Origin of the sequence: Nesterenkonia halotolerans (assembly GCF_014874065.1) — a bacterium.
Classification (GTDB): Bacteria; Actinomycetota; Actinomycetes; order Actinomycetales; family Micrococcaceae; genus Nesterenkonia; species Nesterenkonia halotolerans.
Map to the genome: position 1 here is coordinate 1369009 of NZ_JADBEE010000001.1, position 18128 is coordinate 1387136.

The 18128-nt window shown below is 67.6% G+C and carries 15 protein-coding genes, 1 tRNA gene and 1 riboswitch; of the genes, 10 read left to right on the forward strand and 6 right to left on the reverse strand.

What is annotated here, in order from left to right:
- Position 1: 1 nt before the first annotated feature.
- From uraD to H4W26_RS06310, 5 genes are all read right to left on the reverse strand, one after another.
- Positions 2-493, reverse strand: a complete 492-nt coding sequence (gene uraD, locus H4W26_RS06290; protein ID WP_192591245.1) for a 2-oxo-4-hydroxy-4-carboxy-5-ureidoimidazoline decarboxylase — start codon at positions 491-493, stop codon at positions 2-4.
- The gene (locus H4W26_RS06295; protein ID WP_192591246.1) at positions 490-1770 is read right to left on the reverse strand and encodes an amidase; all 1281 of its coding nucleotides are present in this window, start codon (positions 1768-1770) and stop codon (positions 490-492) included. The genes uraD and H4W26_RS06295 overlap by 4 nt, the downstream gene beginning before the upstream one ends.
- Positions 1770-2924 carry an acetamidase/formamidase family protein gene (locus tag H4W26_RS06300; RefSeq protein WP_192591247.1) on the reverse strand — a complete coding sequence of 385 codons (1155 nt, stop codon included), beginning with the start codon at positions 2922-2924 and terminating at the stop codon, positions 1770-1772. The genes H4W26_RS06295 and H4W26_RS06300 overlap by 1 nt, the downstream gene beginning before the upstream one ends.
- A 74-nt stretch (positions 2925-2998) precedes the next feature.
- The gene (metX, locus tag H4W26_RS06305; RefSeq protein ID WP_192591248.1) at positions 2999-4105 is read right to left on the reverse strand and encodes a homoserine O-acetyltransferase MetX; all 1107 of its coding nucleotides are present in this window, start codon (positions 4103-4105) and stop codon (positions 2999-3001) included.
- 15 nt (positions 4106-4120) lie between these two features.
- Positions 4121-5572 (reverse strand): O-acetylhomoserine aminocarboxypropyltransferase/cysteine synthase family protein, encoded by a 1452-nt coding sequence (locus H4W26_RS06310; protein ID WP_192591249.1) that lies wholly within the window; start codon positions 5570-5572, stop codon positions 4121-4123.
- 133 nt (positions 5573-5705) lie between these two features.
- Positions 5706-5835, reverse strand: a riboswitch (SAM riboswitch).
- A gap of 281 nt (positions 5836-6116) precedes the next feature.
- On the opposite strand from H4W26_RS06310, the gene H4W26_RS06315 reads away from it, so the two are divergent.
- Positions 6117-6545, forward strand: a complete 429-nt coding sequence (locus H4W26_RS06315) for a hypothetical protein (protein ID WP_192591250.1) — start codon at positions 6117-6119, stop codon at positions 6543-6545.
- Between the two features lie 156 nt (positions 6546-6701).
- Complete coding sequence (locus H4W26_RS06320; RefSeq protein ID WP_192591251.1) at positions 6702-8150, forward strand: FAD-binding oxidoreductase; 1449 nt, start codon at positions 6702-6704, stop codon at positions 8148-8150.
- Here the strand turns inward: H4W26_RS06320 and H4W26_RS06325 are convergent.
- Entirely contained in the window at positions 8125-10176 is a 2052-nt protein-coding gene (locus H4W26_RS06325; protein WP_192591252.1) for an FAD/NAD(P)-binding protein, read from the reverse strand. The genes H4W26_RS06320 and H4W26_RS06325 overlap by 26 nt on opposite strands.
- 139 nt (positions 10177-10315) lie before the next feature.
- On the opposite strand from H4W26_RS06325, the gene H4W26_RS06330 reads away from it, so the two are divergent.
- From H4W26_RS06330 to H4W26_RS06365, 8 genes are all read left to right on the forward strand, one after another.
- Positions 10316-10404 (forward strand) — tRNA-Ser (locus tag H4W26_RS06330).
- 151 nt (positions 10405-10555) lie between these two features.
- Positions 10556-11512, forward strand: coding sequence for an NAD-dependent epimerase/dehydratase family protein (locus H4W26_RS06335; protein WP_192591253.1), 957 nt, complete (start codon positions 10556-10558; stop codon positions 11510-11512).
- 153 nt (positions 11513-11665) lie between these two features.
- Positions 11666-12124, forward strand: coding sequence for a hydroxyphenylacetyl-CoA thioesterase PaaI (paaI, locus tag H4W26_RS06340; protein ID WP_192591254.1), 459 nt, complete (start codon positions 11666-11668; stop codon positions 12122-12124).
- 4 nt (positions 12125-12128) lie between these two features.
- A complete protein-coding gene (locus H4W26_RS06345; RefSeq protein WP_192591255.1) occupies positions 12129-13478 on the forward strand; it encodes a phenylacetate--CoA ligase family protein in 1350 nt (449 codons plus the stop codon).
- Positions 13479-13499: 21 nt separating this feature from the next.
- The gene (locus tag H4W26_RS06350; protein WP_192591256.1) at positions 13500-14120 is read left to right on the forward strand and encodes a TetR/AcrR family transcriptional regulator; all 621 of its coding nucleotides are present in this window, start codon (positions 13500-13502) and stop codon (positions 14118-14120) included.
- Between the two features lie 417 nt (positions 14121-14537).
- Complete coding sequence (locus H4W26_RS06355; RefSeq protein WP_192591257.1) at positions 14538-16010, forward strand: SPFH domain-containing protein; 1473 nt, start codon at positions 14538-14540, stop codon at positions 16008-16010.
- A 109-nt stretch (positions 16011-16119) separates the two neighbouring features.
- Positions 16120-16854, forward strand: coding sequence for a helix-turn-helix domain-containing protein (locus H4W26_RS06360; protein ID WP_192591258.1), 735 nt, complete (start codon positions 16120-16122; stop codon positions 16852-16854).
- Between the two features lie 49 nt (positions 16855-16903).
- A complete protein-coding gene (locus tag H4W26_RS06365) occupies positions 16904-18112 on the forward strand; it encodes an MFS transporter (RefSeq protein WP_192591259.1) in 1209 nt (402 codons plus the stop codon).
- The last annotated feature ends 16 nt before the right edge of the window (positions 18113-18128 follow it).

The following is an 18128-nucleotide window of genomic DNA, read 5'->3' on the forward strand; positions in this document are numbered from 1 at the left end:
GTCATGAGACGACCTGCCCCAGCCGCAGCACTGCGATCTCAGCGAGCTGCTGGCGCCGGACGACTGCCTCTTCCTCCTCAGTGTTCTGCAGACGAAGCGCGAGCTGGGTGCGCATCTCGCGGTCTGATCGGCCGGCGGCGCGGATCAGGAAGATCCGGTCGAAGCGCTGCTCGTAGGCCTCATTGGCGCTGACCCACTCCGCCTGGGCGGCCTCATCGGCCCCGAGGCTTCCCTGTTCACGCCGGGAGGCCTCGGCTTCCCGAGAGGAGCCCTGCACCTTCTCCCCGATCCGCGGGTGATGTTCCAGCGCGCCGTCGACCTCGAGGTCGGTCCAGTCCTGCGCCAGCTCTGCGGCGGTGGTGGTCAGCTCCTCGACGCTGTCGTAGGGTCTCCGGGCGAGGATCGCCGCGCGCCAGGAGGGGATGGGCGCGCAGGCGGCGAGCGTCTCGGTCAGCTCCCCCGGGGTGGCCTCATTGAATTCACTGAGCTTCATCGTCGGATCTCCTGAGTCGGCTGGAGCCGGGCGTGGAACTGCTGCGCCCAGCTGATGAGTTCATGATCGCTGCCGGGCGCCCCGAGCAGGCTGACGCCGGTGGGAAGTCCCGCTGCCGTGCGCAGCGGGACATTGACCACGGGCAGCCCGGCAAGACCCGCCAGGCAGGTGAGCATCATGGTGCCGCGGCGGTGCTTCTCGATGACTTCTCCACCCAGCGCGGCCTCGCGGCGCAGCGGCGCAGGACCGGCGGCCGAGGGAAGCGCCAGCACGGAGTCGCCGACCCATTCGCGGATGATCCGGCGGGCGCCGGCTGCCAGCGCCCGGGCCTGCTGCTCCTGATCGGCGCTGAACTGGCTGGCCGTGCGGAACCGTGCGCCGACGTCGTCGGCCATCGCCTCCCAGTGGGAGCTGATCCACTCGCCGTGGTTCGCCCAGGCCTCGCGCATCTGAATGATGCGGAAGGCCTCGAACCAGGCGGCGTGCATGTCCCGGGAGACGCCCTCGAGTCGCTTCAGGTGCAGGCTTGGGTGCAGGGATTCGTGATGCCCGCTCACGCCGTCCACGGCGGCGCGCACGGCGTCGGCCACCTCCGGGTCCACCTGGTCGAAGAGGCTGGGGATGATCGTGAGCTCCGGCGGAAGCGCGGAGGGCTGGGCGGGCTCTTCGCGGGCGGGCTGTTCGCGGGCGGGTTGTTCGCGGGCGGGCAGGAGCACCTCCGCCACGAGGCCCAGTGTCTCGGCGTCGCGTGTCATCCAGCCGACGGTGTCGAAGCTCTGCGCGAGCGGGAGCAGACCCTCGCGGGAGATCGCACCATGGGTGCTGCGCATGCCCCAGAGCCCCTGGTAGGAGGCTGGCACGCGGATCGACCCGCCGGTGTCGGTGCCCAGCCCGATGCTCACCTGGCCCAGTGCGACGGCGGCGGCGGAGCCCGAGCTGGAGCCACCGCTGATCCGATCCGGGGCAGCGGGGTTCGGCGGTGTGCCGTAGTGCTGGTTGGTCCCGGCCAGCGAGAGTGCGAACTCATCGGTCTGCGCGATCCCGGTGATCGCCGCGCCTGCCTCGAGCAGGAGCCGCACGGCAGTTGCGGTGCTGGTCTGCTCGGTGGCCTCGGCCAGCCAGGTGGGGTTGCCGGCGCCGATGCGGTGTCCCGCGAGGGCGTAGAGGTCCTTGACGGCGACGCTCTGGCCTTCCAGCGGTCCGGCGCCGGAGGAAGGGACCAGCGGGGCGTCCGGTTCCCCGCCTGAACGCCAGACGGTGCTCGCGACGGACCCCATCACAGCTCCGTGAAATCTGAGATGGCCACCCGGGCGTGGACGCCTTTGACCAGGTCGACCACCTGGGAAATGTTGAAGTCGGTGGCGGCGGAGAGATAGGCGTAGGCATGTTCGGCATCCAGGCCCCAGCGGGCCTGCAGCAGCACGATCGCGTTGCGCACGCAGTTCCGCACGGCGATGTCCAGGTCCTCGTCCATGCCGGTGGGGATGAGGAACTCTGCGGTCTCTGCCAGCGGTCCGACCTGTTCGCCGAAGGCTGTCAGGGCCTGCTCCCGAGGAATGACCTCGAAGCGCAGCAGCCCGCGCAGCGAGGCCTCCATCGCGGTGAGCGCCACTTCTCCGTCGCCCTGGGCGAAGTGCGGATCGCCCACAAAGGCCAGTGCACCTGGCACCTGCACCGGCAGGTAGAGCGAGGTCCCTTCGGTGAGCATCTTGATGTCGATATTGCCGCCATGGGTCCCCGGCGGCACTGAATGCGGACGGGTCTCCCCCGCTACGGCCACGCCGATGGTCCCGAAGAAGGGTGCCAGCTCGAAGCTCAGCAGCCTCTCAGCCCCGGCACGCGGAGCCATTCGGCCGCGGGCTGCACCGGGGGCGGGGCGCTCAGGCTCTGCGGACCCTGCAGACATTGTCGATGCTGCGGACTCCTCGGACTCCTCGGGCTCCTCCACGGCGGCGAAGATCGAGACGTTGCGCTCACCGCGCGGGTACTCTCCGGTGAGCGCCCCCTTGCCGTGGCGGTTGGAGATGATGCCGTAGGGAACACGACGCTGCAGCTGCTCGATGGTGACCTTGAGCAGATCACCCGGCATGGCGCCCTGAACATGGATCGGCCCGGTGTTCACGTGCGGACCGTCGACGGCGGGGTCCCGCGGGTGGTCACTGGCCGCGAGCGCGATCGCGTCGGTGAGCACCTGCTCCTCGGGCACTCCGTGTCCGGCGAAGTAGGCCAGCGGATCCCGACCCTGATCCTCCAGGATCCCTTCATGAGAAAGGGTGTCGATGAGGACCCGATCCCCGGACTCGATGCGCAGCGCCGGCTCATCGGCGGCGCAGGGCAGTCGCCCCCAGAAGATGTTCTCCGGGCTGGCTGGGAGGTAGCGGACGCCCTCGGACAGGTGTTCGCCGGGCTGCAGGATGGGCTGCGGGCTCATGGATCACTCTCCTCGTTCCGATCAGTCTGCCCGATCAGGTGTTACAGCAGAGTGACATCTCTGGAATGTCTGTTTCAGAGGCGCAGCGTGGCGCGCATGGGCTCTCCCAGCTGCTCCGCGCTGGTCAGGAAGCCGTCATGCCCGATCGGCGAATGGATCGTGTGCACCGGGTGGCCGCCCGGGATCGCATCGGCGATCTGCTGGGACTGCTCCGGGAAGTACAACCGGTCCGTCTCCACGGCCGCGAGGAACGGCACCGCCGTGACGCCGGCCAGCGCCTCGGCCACTCCACCACGTCCGCGTCCGACATCATGGCTCATCAGCGCCTCGGAGAGCACCACGTAAGAGTTGGGGTCGAACCGCTTGAGCAGCTTCTCGGCCTGGTGGTCCAGGTAGGACTCCACCTGATAGCGTCCGCGCCGCCGCTCGGGCCAGCCGAAAGGATCCTCGGCGCCCTGCGGGGCGCGACCGAATCGAGCGCCGAGCTCGGCCTCCGCGCGGTAGGTGATGTGCGCGATCCGCCGCGCCAGCCCCAGCCCGGAATGCGGCGCGGGACCGCCGTAGTAGTCACCCCCGGCGAAGTGCGGATCATTCTCCACTGCCAGCACCTGGGCCTGCCCGAAGGCGATCTGCTCGGCAGTCGACGCCGCACCACAGGCGAAGACCGCCACCCCGTCGACCATCTCCGGGTAGGTGGCGGCCCATTCCAGCGCGCGGGCGCCCCCCATGGATCCCCCGATCACCGTGTGGAAGCGCTGAATGCCCAGGGCCTGAGCCAGCTGAGCCTCCAGGTGCACGGAATCGCGAATCGTGACGAAGGGGAATCGGGAGCCATAGGGGTTCCCCTCGGGATCCAGGGAAGCTGGTCCGGTGGAGCCGTAGCAGCCACCCACCATCGCCGGGGCGATGACGAACCAGCGCTGGGTGTCGATCGGGCGACCGGGTCCCAGCAGACCCTCCCACCATCCGATGGAGGGGTCTGCCGGAGTCGCGGCTACATGGGAGTCCCCGGTCAGGGCGTGCGCCACGAGGATCGCGTTGTTGCCGTCCTCGTTGAGCGTGCCCCAGGTCTCGTAGGCGATGGTAACTTCGGGCAGCTGCCCACCTGTCTCGAATGTGTACGCCCCCACATCTGCCGTGTTCAGCGCACCCGCAGGCCTGTCCCCAAAGTCATTCAGCACCCGATCACCCTAACCTCAGACCGCGGAAGCGGCTTCTCGCTTCGTCACATTGTCCGCACTCTGGTCATCCGCGGAAGACTCCTGGTCAGACGCATGCCCGGCACCCCGGTCGGCAGACTGGATGGCGGCTGCCTTGTCGAGCCCCTGAGCCAGATCGGCGATGATGTCGTCGATGTGTTCCAGACCCACGGAGAGCCTCACGAGACCGGGCTTGACCCCTGCAGCATGCTGCTCAGCGGGGCTCAGCTGCCGGTGCGTGGTGGAGGCGGGATGAATCGCCAGCGAGCGCACATCACCGACGTTGGCCACCAACGAATGCAGCTCCAGCGCGTCCACCAGCGTCTGGCCCGCACGGGCCTGCGTGGCGTCGTCGTCGCCGGGTCCGCCGGCAAGCTCGAAGGCCAACACAGCACCGGTGCCTCGGGGCAGGTACTTCTGCGCCCGCTCGTAGCAGGGGCTCGACGGCAGCCCGGAGTAGTAGACGCGCTTCACTGCCTCGTGGCCCTCCAGGTACTCGGCCACTTTCTGAGCGTTGGCGACATGACGCTCCACGCGCAGCGAGAGGGTCTCCAGGCCGAGGTTGATCTCGAAGGCGTTGTGCGGAGACAACGCCGGACCGAGGTCGCGCAGCAGCTGCACGCGGGCCTTGAGGATGAAGGAGAGGTTGACCCCGAAGATCCCCTCAGGCCCGAGATCCCGGCCGAAGACCAGCCCGTGGTAGCTCTCATCCGGGGTGCTGAAGCCGGGGAAGCGCTCCGGGTGGGCGAAGTAGTCGAAGCGCCCGGAGTCCACGATCACCCCGGCGATGGCAGTGCCGTGACCGCCGAGGAACTTGGTGGCCGAATGCACGACGACGTCGGCGCCGAAGTCGATCGGCTTGATCAGGTACGGGGTGGTCAGGGTGGAGTCGATGATCAGCGGCGCGCCATGCTCGTGGGCGACCGATGCCACCCCCTCGATGTCCAGCACGTCCCCGCGCGGGTTGGCCACAGCCTCACCGAAGAAGGCGACGGTGTTCTCCCGGGTGGCGGCCCGCCAGGACTCCAAGTCATCGGGGTCCTCCACGAAGGTGACCTCGATGCCGAACTTCGGCAGCGTGTGCTTGAAGAGGTTCTGCGTGCCGCCGTAGAGGGTGGGTGAGGCGACGATGTGGCTGCCGGACTCGGCGATGTTCAGCAGCGCCAGCGAGGTGGCGGCCTGACCGGAGCCGACGCCGAGAGCCCCGACGCCGCCTTCGAGGGCGGCGATCTTGTCCTCGATCGCCTGGACCGTGGGATTGCCGATGCGCGAGTAGATCGGCGCGATCTCCTCGAGGCCGAAGCGACGTGCTGCCGCGGCGGTGTCGGGGAAGACGAAGGATGTGGTCTGGTGGATCGGCAGGGCCCGTGCTCCGGTGGCGGGATCGGGGGCAACCCCGGCGTGGATCTGCTGGGTCTCAAACTGCCAGGTGCTGTTGTCGTTGCTCAAGGGACTGCTCCGTTCAATGCGGTCCTTGGGGCTGAGCCGCGCATGAACGTCGCTGCCGGGGAGAGAACTTCCGGCGTTGAATCCTGTACGGCCCCGTCCTGAGGACTGGGTTTAAGGGCCCGCACTGGTGTGTGGCCCGCGCTTGCTGCGTCGACCACCGATGCTCGGTGGCTGCCGCAGCCAGGTCGTCACCCGGGGCACCCCACCGCGAACTGGAGGGTTGCCGGCCAGCAAACCGGGGTTTTGCGCTGGCACTCTTGACCTAGGCATAAGTCTGCATCGCGGAACGCCCCGGTGCAAGTGCACCCCCTCCGTTGAAAAAATCGTAGAGCTCTAGCAAGTCGTAGGGCTGTAGCTCTACGACAACGCAAGAGCTCTACGATTTTCTGCCACTGGCGTGGCAACAGGACCCGAGATCAGCAGCGTGGCTGCCAACGATTGAGCACCCGCTGAGCGCGATGAGGACATCCCGCAATGGCAGGTCCATCCGGAGGGCCGACCTTCATTCCTGCCTTTGCGGTGCAATTTCTGCGAGCGTGAAGCGATGGGACATCAGATGCGAACCTTCGGCGCGACCACCGTCATGGGAGCACTGCTGGGCGGGTCTCTGCTCGGATGCACGACCAACCTGCAGGACCCGGATACGCCGGCCGGTGTTCCGAACTACGTCGTGGAGGAAGAAGCCGGCGGACCCGACATGGCCTTGGAAGGACAGATCGCCGAGCTCGATGGATGCTTCTACATCAAGGGCCCTGAGCCGGAGGAGCAACTGACGCTGGCAATCTTCCCCGCGCATGAGATCCATGAAACGTCCAGCGGCTCAGGATTCGCCTTCCGCGGCGAAGCCTTCTCCGACGGTGATGGGATCACCGTGGGTGGCGGCGAGGCCGGACCCACCATCTACGCAGTTCCTGATCAGTGTGATGACGAAGTCCAGCAGTGGCGGGTCACTCCGTCCACGCCCGCGCCGTGAAATCCGCCCTCGCATCGAAGAATCGTAGAGCTATCGCGTCGTCGTAAGGCTATAGCCCTACGACTTGCTAGAGCTCTACGATTTTTCCGGGTGGGGGGCTCTTCCGCGGGGTCTTCGCGGGGAGGGTGTGACGCGCCTGACCTACACTCAGTTCCCATGAGCTCCTCCGACAATGATGTCCGCACAGCCCTGCGCAGCGCCTTCGCGCCCGACGCCTTGACCACCGACCCGGCGCAGCTCGACTCCCACTCCGTGGACAAGGGGCCGCTGGAGCACTGGCAGGTGCACACCCCGCTCGCCGTCGTCTTCGCGGAATCGGTCGCGGACGTCCAGCAGCTGGTGCAGCTCTCCGCCGAGCACGGCTTCCCACTGATCACCCGCGGAGCCGGGACCTCCGTCTCCGGCGGAGCCAACACGACAGCAGGCTCGGTGGTATTGAACCTGACCCGCATGAACAAGATCCTGGCGATGCGTCCCGAGGACGAGGTCGCCGTCGTCGAACCGGGCGTGATCAACGCGGACCTGAACACCGCCGCCGCGCAGCACGGGCTGATGTACGCCCCGGACCCGGCCAGCTACCGCACCTCCACCATCGGGGGCAACGTCGCCACCAACGCCGGCGGGCTGCGCTGCGCCAAGTACGGTGTCACCCGGGACTCCGTGCTGGCCCTGGACGTGGTGCTGGCCGACGGTACATTCATCCACACTGGACAGGCCACCTTCAAAGGGGTCGCCGGCTATGACCTGACCAGCCTGTTCGTCGGGTCCGAGGGGACGCTGGGCATCGTCGTCGGCATCACCGTGCGGCTGCGTCACCTGAGTCAGCACACCGAGACCATCGCCGCGTTCTTCGACGAGCTCACCACCGCGGCCCAGGGCGTGCTCGACATCGGCAAGGCCCGCGTCCAGCCGGCGATCACCGAGCTGCTGGATCACCGCACCATGCTCGCACTGGACGAGGCGCAGGGCTCGGATCTTGCCACCCGCGGGAACACCCTCCTGCTCATCCAGACCGACGGGCACGGGGCGGGCATCGAGGCGGAGATCATCCGCGAGGTGCTGCGCGCCCTCGGCGCCACGGTCAGCGACCCCGGCTCCACCGAATCAGAACGCCTCATCGAGCTGCGCCGTCACGCCCGTGGGGACGGCGTCGTCACCGAGGTCCGTGTGGGAGAGGACGTCGCCGTGCCGCGGTCCCGGCTGGTGGACTACATCCGCGCGATCCAGGACCTCGCCGTGGAGCACCAGGTCCAGCTCAAGGTCGTCGCCCACGCCGGGGACGGCAACCTGCACCCCACCTTCAGCGTGCCGAGCTCGGAGCTGGCACCCGAGCCGGAGGCCTCTGCCGGCCAGGAGCCTGAGAACCAGCAGAACGACGACGGCGCGCCCACCTCGGCTATGTCCCGGCTGCATGCGGCCCTGGATGGTTCGGTACGGATCGCGCTGGAGATGGGCGGCACGATCACCGGCGAGCACGGCATCGGCACCTATAAGCTGCGCTGGCTCGACTGGGAACAGTCACCCGAGGTCATCGAGCTCCAGCGCAGCATCAAGAACGTCTTTGATCCTGACTATCGGTTCAATCCCGGTCGGGCGATTCTGTAAGGCTTGAATCCCCTTCAATACCTGACCCCGGCCCGGCCAGCACCGCGCGCGCAGCGGCATCCGCGTCCGCGAGGCTCCGCGCCGAGGATTCCGGATCCCCACCGGCCTCCGCGGCGATCGCGGTGCCCCACTGCACGGAGCTCAGCTGCAGGCCGAGCACGTAGATCTCCTCCGCCGCATCATCTGCGGGGATCAGCCGATGCGGCAGTGAGGTCACGTCGAACCCCTTGCCAGCCCGTGGGGCCCCCGACGCATCGACCAGCTCGCGCGGCCGAGCCAGCCCGCTGCGCAGCAGGCCTGCGACCAGCGGCGAGCGCGAGAGCTGGACCCGGTTCGCGGGCATCATCGCTTCGAGCAGCCACCGCGCCTGGTAGGCCGGGGCGGCCACGGAGGGTGATTCCGCGGTGAAGCGGCCGGTCTCCCGGTCGACGTCGAAGATCGGCTCCGGACCCAGGAACTCCACCACTCCTGCCCGGGTCAACGCGGCCAGCTCCTCGATCCGCTGCAGCGGCGGTCCGCTGGCGAGGCCTTCGACCAAGGACTCGAACCATCCCTCAATCTCGCCGATCTGACTGGACTGCGAGACCCGTCCCTGGCTGATCAACGCCTTGACCTCCATCCTGGCCAGATGCAGCGCCCCGATGGCCATCTTCACCGGGCTCTGCGTGCCTGCGGCGGAGGTGACCGCGTCATCTTCGAGGTAGGTCTCCATGTGCTGCTGGTACTGCTCCGCGGAGTCGAAGGTCAGCCCGCCGAAGGGCCTGCCGAGCGAGCGGATGTCGAACCAGAGCACGCCAGGGGCGTGTTCACGCAGCAGCCGGTGGCCCCGTGCCTGCAGCACGGCCTCCCCCAGATGAGCGTCCGCGAGCAGCACATCCAGGGCGGTCAGGAACTCCGCGCCGAAGAGCTCCGGCGCGATCCGCTCCAGGGTCCGGTAGTAGGTGCGCAGCACGTCGCGCTGGATCAGCGGCCACAGGTGCGCGGAGAAGTCCAGCACATCGTGGCGGCGCTCCGCAGCGGCCACCGCCTCGGCGCTCAGGTGATGCAGGGTCACGCCCACCGGTGCGAATCCGGGGGCAGTGGTCAGCGCGGTGGACTTGGCCCGGTACGGGGTGCCCCGCCGGGAACCGGCCACCAGATGCGGCTCATCTCCGGTGGCAAGGTACTCCAGTCGCTGGCCCGCCGGACGGTCCGGATGCTCATGGAACACGCCGCCGCGGCCCACGCTGGCCTGGACCATCAGGTCGAAGAAGTTCAGTCCCATCCCCCGGACCAGCACGTTCTCTCCCGCGGGCAGCGCGTGATAATCCACCTCCGTGGGGATCGCGGGCGGCTGGTAGTGCAGACCCAGCTCCGCGGCCACCGAGCTGAAGTGCTCACCGGTCTCGTTCAAGCCCGCCGGGATATGCCCCAGCGCGAGCACGACCTGCTCGGCGCGGAGCCGGGGGGCGTCGTCGTTCTCGCCGTCGCTGTCCAGCGTCAGCTCATATCCGGTCTGTCCTCGACGCAGCCCGGTGACCTCGGCCTGGATGTGCTCCACCGTGATGCCGGAGTGCCGCTGCAGCGCGGCGCAGACCTCGGCGTGCAGCCAGCTGAGGTACTGACCGTAGGCGGCGCGGGTGGGGTAGTCGGAATCTTGCCCGCCGTGGTCCACCCCGTGGAAGACCGGCGGTTCGAAGCTGTCGCTGCGCACCGGACTCGCGGTGGCCTCCCCCGCATGGCCCTCGCGCCACTGCGCGAAGGACCGAGAGACCGACGACGCCGGCAGCCGCACCTGGGTGTCTCCGGCCGGTGCCGCGGTGGGGAAGTTCGCAGGGGTGTTCATCAGGTACAGCGGGGACTGTCGGGGGTTCCAGACCCGGCCCGGGCCGTGCGGAGCGGGGTCGATCACCAGGATGCGCAGCGCGGTCTCCGCAGCCTCGCCCGGGGCATGCTCCACGGCCGCGAGGAGTCTTTCGAGAAACGAGGTGCCGCGGGGCCCGGCGCCGATGACGGCGACTCTGCGTTCCTGCATCTGGCGGGGCATGGGCGGCGCGGTCTCCTGGTCTGCTCTTCGGCGGATTGGTCCCGACCAGAGTACTGCGGGCACGCGCTTTGTCAGTTCCCTGACGGAACCGCTAGTCTAGACGGGCGCATGAGAACGGTTCGCCGCAATCGTGGGCACAGGAGGCGTGCCAGAGCGGCCGAATGGGCTTCACTGCTAATGAAGTGTCCGCCTCAAAGCGGACCGGGAGTTCAAATCTCCCCGCCTCCGCCGCGTGATTGAAGAACCCCCGTCGGGAATGCACCTGACGGGGGTTCTTCTGCGTCTGGCGTCCCCATGCCCCATATCGTCTCGACGTCCCACACCTCACGCACCACACCCCGCACCCCACATCTCTGCCGATTCTGGCTAGGCTCGGAGCATGAGCACTCCTGCAGACTCCCATACCGAAGACCACCCCGCCCCACGCGCCGTGCTGGTGGGCTGCGGCGATGTCGGCACGCGCATCGGGCACCGCCTGCGTGACCGCGGCTTCTCGGTCACCGGATGGCGGCGCAGCCCGGAACGCCTCCCCGCTGAGTTCGACGGCGCGGCCATGGACCTCACCGAGCCCGACTCCGTGCCCCTGCCGCCGGCAGACACCGCGGCGCTGGTCTTCTCCCCCGCCGCTGGCAGCCGAGATCCGCAGCGCTACGAGCAGGTCTATCTCCAGGGACTGCGCACCGTGCTGGACCGCCTGGAGCACTCAGGCCTCGCCGACTCCGTGCGAGTCCTGCTGGTCTCCTCCACCTCGGCGATGGGCGACGCCGAAGGCATGCTCGACGAATCCGCGCCGTTGACGCCGGCCAGCCCCACGGGCGAGATCCTGGCCCGCACGGAAGAGCTGCTGAGCGCCTGGCGTGCCGAAGGGACCGATGCGTCTGCCCGTCGGCACAGCAGCACGCTTCGCCTCTCGGGCATCTACGGTCCGGGACGCGATCGCATCCGCAAGCAGCTGCGCGCGGGCTCGGTGGGTGAAGCCGCAGGTCAGGACACCCATGATGCCTGGAGGATCTCCAACCGCATCCATTCCGACGACGCCGCCCGTGCCGCCGTCGAGCTGTTGACCCGCGCGTCCCCGCCGGAGCTGGTGTTGGGCGTGGATGAGCTCCCCATCCCCGTCGGCGTGGTGCACAACTGGATGGCCGATCAGCTCGAGCTGCCCCGCCCCTGGGGCGACCCACGCCTGGATCCGGCACTGCTGGAGAGCTCACGGTCCGTGGATCTCCTCGCCCCGGGTCATGGCAAGGCACTCGATGGCTCCCGGCTGCACGGGCTGCTCGGCGAGCTGCTGCACCGGGACTTCCGCTCGGGCTATGCGGCGATGCTCGGGGACTGAGCGGGCAGTCGCGCAGGAACTCGGCGGCCGCATTCCCGGGACAAGGCCGCGCCACCCGTCCCAGTTCCGCCTCATGTGCTTGACATCACATCTGCTCCGGTGCTTCAGTTGACTTACTGACCATTCGGTCTGGAAATGCGACGAGGAGCACCGATGACTGAATCCACCCAGCTCGCCCCGGCGGGTCATGAGAGCTCCCTGCCGGGACCCCGCCATCGGATGCTGGAGAACGATCGCACCTCGCGGGCGCTGGGAATCGTGGTTCTGCAGGCTGACCCTGGCCACGCCAAGATCAGCATGACGATCCGTGAGGATATGACCAACGGCTTCGACATCGCCCACGGCGGGATGATCTTCTCCCTGGCCGACACCTGCTTCGCCATGGCCTGCAACCATCCCGAGCTGGACGAGGGCACGATCACGGTGGCCTCGGGCGTCGACATCAACTTCCTCAAGCCTGCCCTGCTCGGCGACGAGGTGGTCGCCGAAGCGATCGAGGTGGCGCACACCGGACGCAGCGGCTTCACCGATGTGACGATCAGCCGTGGCGACGACATCATCGGCATCTTCCGTGGCCGCTCACGCACCATCGCCTCCCCCGGAAAGAAGTGAATCCATGAGCATCCTCAACACCGAGGCCGCCGAGGCCGCCAGAGCCGCCGAGGCCGCCCCGACGAACCCCGGCCAGCCAGACCCGGCCGAGCTGATGAGCCGCGAGGAGATCGAGGCGCTTCAGCTCACTCGCCTGCAGGCCACCATCCGGCACGCCTACGAGAACGTCGCGGCCTACCGCGAGCTCTATGACGCACACGGCGTGCGCCCCGATGATCTGCACACGCTGGAGGACCTGGCGAAGTTCCCCTACACCGATAAGGAGTTCCTGCGCGCGGCCTACCCCTTCAAGGCGTTCGCCGTGCCCATGGACCAGATCCGCCGCATCCACGCCTCCTCCGGCACCACCGGACGGCCCACCGTGGTGGGCTACACCGACGAGGACATCGACACCTGGGCAACGCTGCTCGCGCGGTGCCTGCGCTTCTCCGGCGTGCGACCCGGAGACCTGGTGCACAACGCCTACGGCTACGGCCTCTTCACCGGAGGCCTCGGAGCCCATTACGGGATCGAGAAGCTCAAGGCCACCGTGATCCCGATGTCCGGCGGCCAGAGCGAGAAACAGGTCCAGCTGATCCAGGACTTCAAGCCCCGGGTCATCCTGTGCACCCCCACCTACCTGCTCGCGCTGGCGGATGCCTTCCGCAACGCCGGCGTGGACCCGCGGGAGACCTCCCTGGAGGTCGCGGTCCTCGGCGCGGAGCCCTGGACGGACAAGATGCGCCACGAGATCGAACAGACCTTCAACCTCACAGCCTGCGACATCTACGGCCTCTCAGAGGTCATGGGACCCGGTGTGGCGGGTGAGTCGGGCGAGCGCCAGGACGGCTCCACCATCTGGGAGGACCACTTCCGGCCCGAGATCATCGACCCGATCAGCGAAGAGGTGCTGCGCACCGGCGAACACGGCGAGCTGGTCTTCACCACGTTGACCAAACAGGCGCTGCCCATCATCCGCTACCGCACCCATGACCTCACTCGGCTGCTGCCCGGCTCAGACCGGCCCGGGCATCGCCGGATGGGCCGGATCACCGGACGCAGCGACGACATGATCATCCTGCGCGGGGTCAACCTCTTCCCTTCACAGATCGAGGAGATCGCTCTGGAGATCCCCGCGCTGTCCCCACATTTCCAGCTGCGCCTGGCCCGCCCGGAGAAGATGGACGAGATGACCGTGCACATCGAGCGGCGCCCGGAGACCAGCCTCGAAGACGCCGAGGCGGCAGGCGCCGAGCTGGCCCGACAGATCAAGGTCAAGGTCGGCTCCAGCTGCCGGATCACCGTGGAAGAACCGGGTTCGCTGGCCCGCTCCTCCGGCAAACTGCGCCGGATCTATGACCAACGCCCGAAATAATCCACCGCTAGTGTGGGAGCCATGACAAGCACTTCCACGACTGCAGGCACCTCACGCCGGGGCCGCCCCGGCTATGACCGCGAGGGGCTGATCACCGTGTGCGTGGAGGCCTTCAACAGGCATGGCTATGAGGCCACCTCAATGGGCGCGCTCTCCCGCGAACTGGGCATCTCCAAGTCCGCCATCTACCACCACGTGGACTCCAAGGAAGAGATTCTCGACATTGCGCTGAACCGCTCGCTGGCCGAGCTGGAACGTGTGGTCTCCGAGGCGGAGGCGCTGGACGCCCCAGCCGTGGAGGAGCTCGAGATCATTCTCAGCGAATCGGTCAAGGTGCTGACCACGTCGTTGCCCTATGTCACGCTGCTGCTGCGGCTGCGCGGGAACTCCGAGATGGAGGTCAAGGCGCTGCAGCGACGCCGCGAGATCACCCTGCGCATCGCAGAGCTCATACGCCGGGCCCAGGAGAACGGCGACCTGCGCAGCGACATCGATGCACGCACCGCCTCACGCCTGGCCATGGGCACGATCAACTCGATCGTGGACTGGTACCGCCCTGTGGGCGGGGCACCGGACGCCGCCCTGGCCGAGACGGTGAAACAGATGGTGCTCGGAGGACTGCGCGCTCCGCACCCCAGCTGACCACTGCAGAAATTTTCATTGCCCAGGTTTTGGTTGCTCAGCTTTTCACCGCTCACGTTTTCATTGCTCCGGGCAACTGCCTCCATCCGCATCAGCGCGCCGATCCGGGTCCACGCACCTGCGTCTGAGGCCACACCTGCGCGAAGAACGGGCTTCGCATACCTGTTGACCCGTTGCTTTTGTTCACGCTAGCGTCGACGTATATTCGGGGCGACCGCACGCTGTCCCTCCTTGTCAGCGTCGTTCTTGGGGCGCGATCCTCACGGCCGACGGCGGCGACGCCCCGGGTTCTTGACAGACCGAAGATCTGAAGATTTCGGCGAAGGCGCGACGTGCGCCCACGACGGAGCGCAAACGCTCACGATCAGCCGCAAGACTTTGATCACGGATCCCGCATGCCTATGGAGGTACCAACGGATGGACATCCTGACTACCGGCGGCACGCTCGCCCTCGTCATCACACTGATCGTGGCAGCAGTCATCCTCGGCGCGGTGGGACTCGTGATTGTGCGGGCCTGGACCAAGGTCGCCCGGGCCGATGAGGCCCTCGTGGTCACCGGCAAAGCGTCCCGGTCTGATACCCCTGGATCGCACCCGAAGCAGGTCATCGTCAACGGCCGGGCGATCGTCAATCCGATCCGACAGCGCCACGAGATCATCTCGCTGCGCTCCCGCCAGGTGCTGATGACGGTGACGGCGCAGAGCCTGGACAACGTGACCATCAACGCCGAGGCCGTCGCGCTGGTGAAGATCGGAAGCACCGAAGAAGACGTCAAAGCGGCCTCGGAGCGTTTCGCCTCTCAGGACAATGCTGTGGTCGAGTACACCCAGGACCAGCTTGAAGGCGCGCTGCGCGGGCTCATGGCTCAGCAGACCGTGATCCAGCTGATGCGGGACCGGCAGAAGTTCTCCGACGAGATCTCCAAGTCGATCTCTCCCGAACTTCAGACTCAGGGTCTTCTGCTGGACTCCTTCCAGATCCGCGAGATCACCGACGACTCGGGCTACATCTCCTCTCTGGGCGCCCCGGAGATCGAGGCCAAGCGGCAGGCGGCCGAGATCGCCGCCACCAATGCCGAGCGGGCGATCGCCAAGGAGCGGATCTCCAATCAGGAGCAGAACCTGATCGAGGAGACTGAGTACGATTCGAACCAGGCAGCGTCGACCTCGCGAGTCGGGCAGGCGCGTGCCCAGGCCGAGCAGGCTGAAGCTCTGGCCGGGGAGAAGGCTCGGCAGGAGGTCCTGGGGCAGCGCGCGGAGAACCGTCAGGCCGAGCTCGACGCCGAGGTGAAGCGCGTCGCCGATGCCGATCTCTATAAGCAGCAGAAGCGCGCCGACGCCGAAGCCTACGAGCGCACCAAGGCCGCCGAGGCAGAGGCGCTGGTCGCCGAATCTGAGGCACGCGCCCGGCTGCAGCGCTCCGAGGCGGAGGCCACCGCGATCCGCGAAGAGGGCGAGGCGAAGGCTTCCGCCATCCGCGCCGAGGCCGAGGCGCTGCGCGAGAACCAGGAAGCAGTCCTCGCCCGAGAGGCCCTTGCGATCCTGCCCCAGCTCATGGAGTCCTTCGCCGCTGGCTACGCGAATGTCGGGTCCATGACGCTGATCGGCGGCAGCGGGGAATCGGGAGCCTCGAAGCACTTCGACGGGGAGTCCTCCGTGGCCCTGGCCGGCGTGTTCAAGCGCGTGGAAGCCGCCACCGGTATCGACCTCGGGTCGATACTGCAGTCGAAGGCTCAGGGGACGGCGATCGGTGAAGCACTCGCCGAGTCCAGCTCCGACTCCAACCCCAGCGCCCACCCCGCCGCCAACTCGAGCTCGAGCTCCAGTACAGGGTCCGGCTCCCGACCCAGCTCTGACTCCAGGGGATCGGACAGCATCCAGAACGAGTAGGCCGTCCAGCAGCCCAGATGGTCTTGTCGCGTTCCTCCGAACGTGAAAGCCTGCCTTGGGTCAGGCGTCGCCCTAGTGGACGGTCGTTCAGCGCAGAAGGGATCGAGCAGTGCTCAGCAGTGAGATCGCCGATCTCGCGGGGGTCACGGTGCGCACGCTGCGCCACTACCATCACATCGGGGTTCTTCCCGAGCCCTCTCGCAGCTCCGCAGGTTACCGCCGCTACGACATCAGCCATCTGATCCAGCTCCTGCGCATCAGGAGGCTGACCGCGCTCGGCGTCCCGCTGTCAGAGCTCTCAAGGGTCCTCGAGGCTCCCTTTGCTGCGGAGGACCTGCTCGAGGAGCTTGATCTACAGGCCGCCGCCGAGGTCGACCGTCCTAACGCGCGGCGTGCGCGCATCGCCGAGCTGCGCCGCAGCGGAGCCCCGGCTGACCTCGCGCCGGAGCTGGCGGCGTGGCGCTCGGCCCCTGAGGCGCTTCTCTCCGCAGAGATGTCGCGAGTCGAACACGAACAGTTGGTGCTGCTCGGCCACCTTCTGGGGGACGGCGGGCACGAGACCTTCTCCGCCGGGTTCGCAGCGCTGAACACCCAGTTGATCGCCCCACTCACGGCGCGCTTCGCCGCCCTCGACGGCGATACACCCGCGGCTGAGATCGAGGGTCTGATCCACGAGCTGATCTCGGTCCTGCGCCCTGTGGACATGAAGTTCGCAGATCTCCCGCCATTGGATGACCAGGTCATTGCGCTGATGGACGAGTTGACGGAGCAGAGGCTGCACCCTGTCCAGAAACAGGTTCTGCGCCAGATCCAGCGGGAGATGGAAGAGCTCGAAGACGGCTGAACCACTCGAGACTTGACCATGACGCGACGTCATAGCCTGAACTGCGAGCATGAAAAGAACCGCGCCCTTCTACTTCGCCTCGTTCGTCGTCTCCCTGTTGGGCAATTCGGTCACCACCATCGCCCTGCCGCTGGTCGTGCTCTTCACGACGGGCAACCCGCTCGACGCCGGAATCGTGGCTGTCGCAGCCTCGGTGCCGGCTGCGATCGCCGGGCTATTGATGGGTTCGCTCATCGACCGGTTCAATCGACGCACCGCATCGATCATCGCGGACGTCCTCTCCGCCCTCGCGCTGCTCATCCTGCCCCTCGTCGACCTGACGGTGGGGCTGAACCTGAGCTGGTTCATCGCCGCCGCGGTGTTGAGCTCGTTCGGAGACGTCCCCGGGATGACCGCCCGGGAAGCGATGCTTCCCTCCATCGCGAAGGCCACGGGAGCGGAGCCGTCGCGGCTCATCGGCCTGCGCGAAGCCCTCACCGGGATGACGATGCTCATCGGTCCAGCCGTGGCCGGCGTGCTGGTGGCAGCGCTGGAGCCGGTGACGGTCCTGTGGATCACTTCTGGCATCGCGGGTCTGGCTGCGCTGCTCACCCTCGGAATTCCTTCCAGTGCGACGGCGCATCAGCGTGACCGCGACGCGGACACGACGCAGGGCATGAGCTCGGTCTTCAACGGCCTCAAGATTCTGCTCCGCTCCCCGCTGCTTCGCGGAATGCTGCTGCTGGCCATCACGCTCGGGGTAGTGCTCGCAGCCATCCAGGGCATGGTGATACCGGTCCACTTCGCCTTCCAGAATGAACCTCAGTTCGTCGGATTCGTACTCAGCTCCCTCGCTGCAGGTCTGCTCCTCGGAGGCGGCCTCTTCGCGGCCCTCGCCAACAGGATCCCGCGCAGGGTCTGGTTCACCTCCGGCATCATCCTTCTGGCGGTGGGGCTGGGCGGCGTAGCAGTCCTCGGCCCGGTCTGGACGATCTTCGCGTCGGCCGCAGTGGCGGGTCTAGGCGGCGGCACCATGAACGCCGTCGTCGGACTGACCTTCGTGGAGAACGTCGACGAGTCCCAGCGTGGCCGTGTCCTGGGTGCGCAGAACGCCCTCTTGACCCTCGCGCCGGCGGTGGGCATCGGGGGTGGGGCGGTCCTGATCGATACCGCCAGCCTGCACTTCGCCACCGGCGTCTTCGTTGCAGTCTGGGTGATCGTCTCCCTCGGGTCACTGTTCAACCCCCAGATCCGCAGACTCGGCGAACCCAGCGCGTGACCGCGTGTTGACCGTC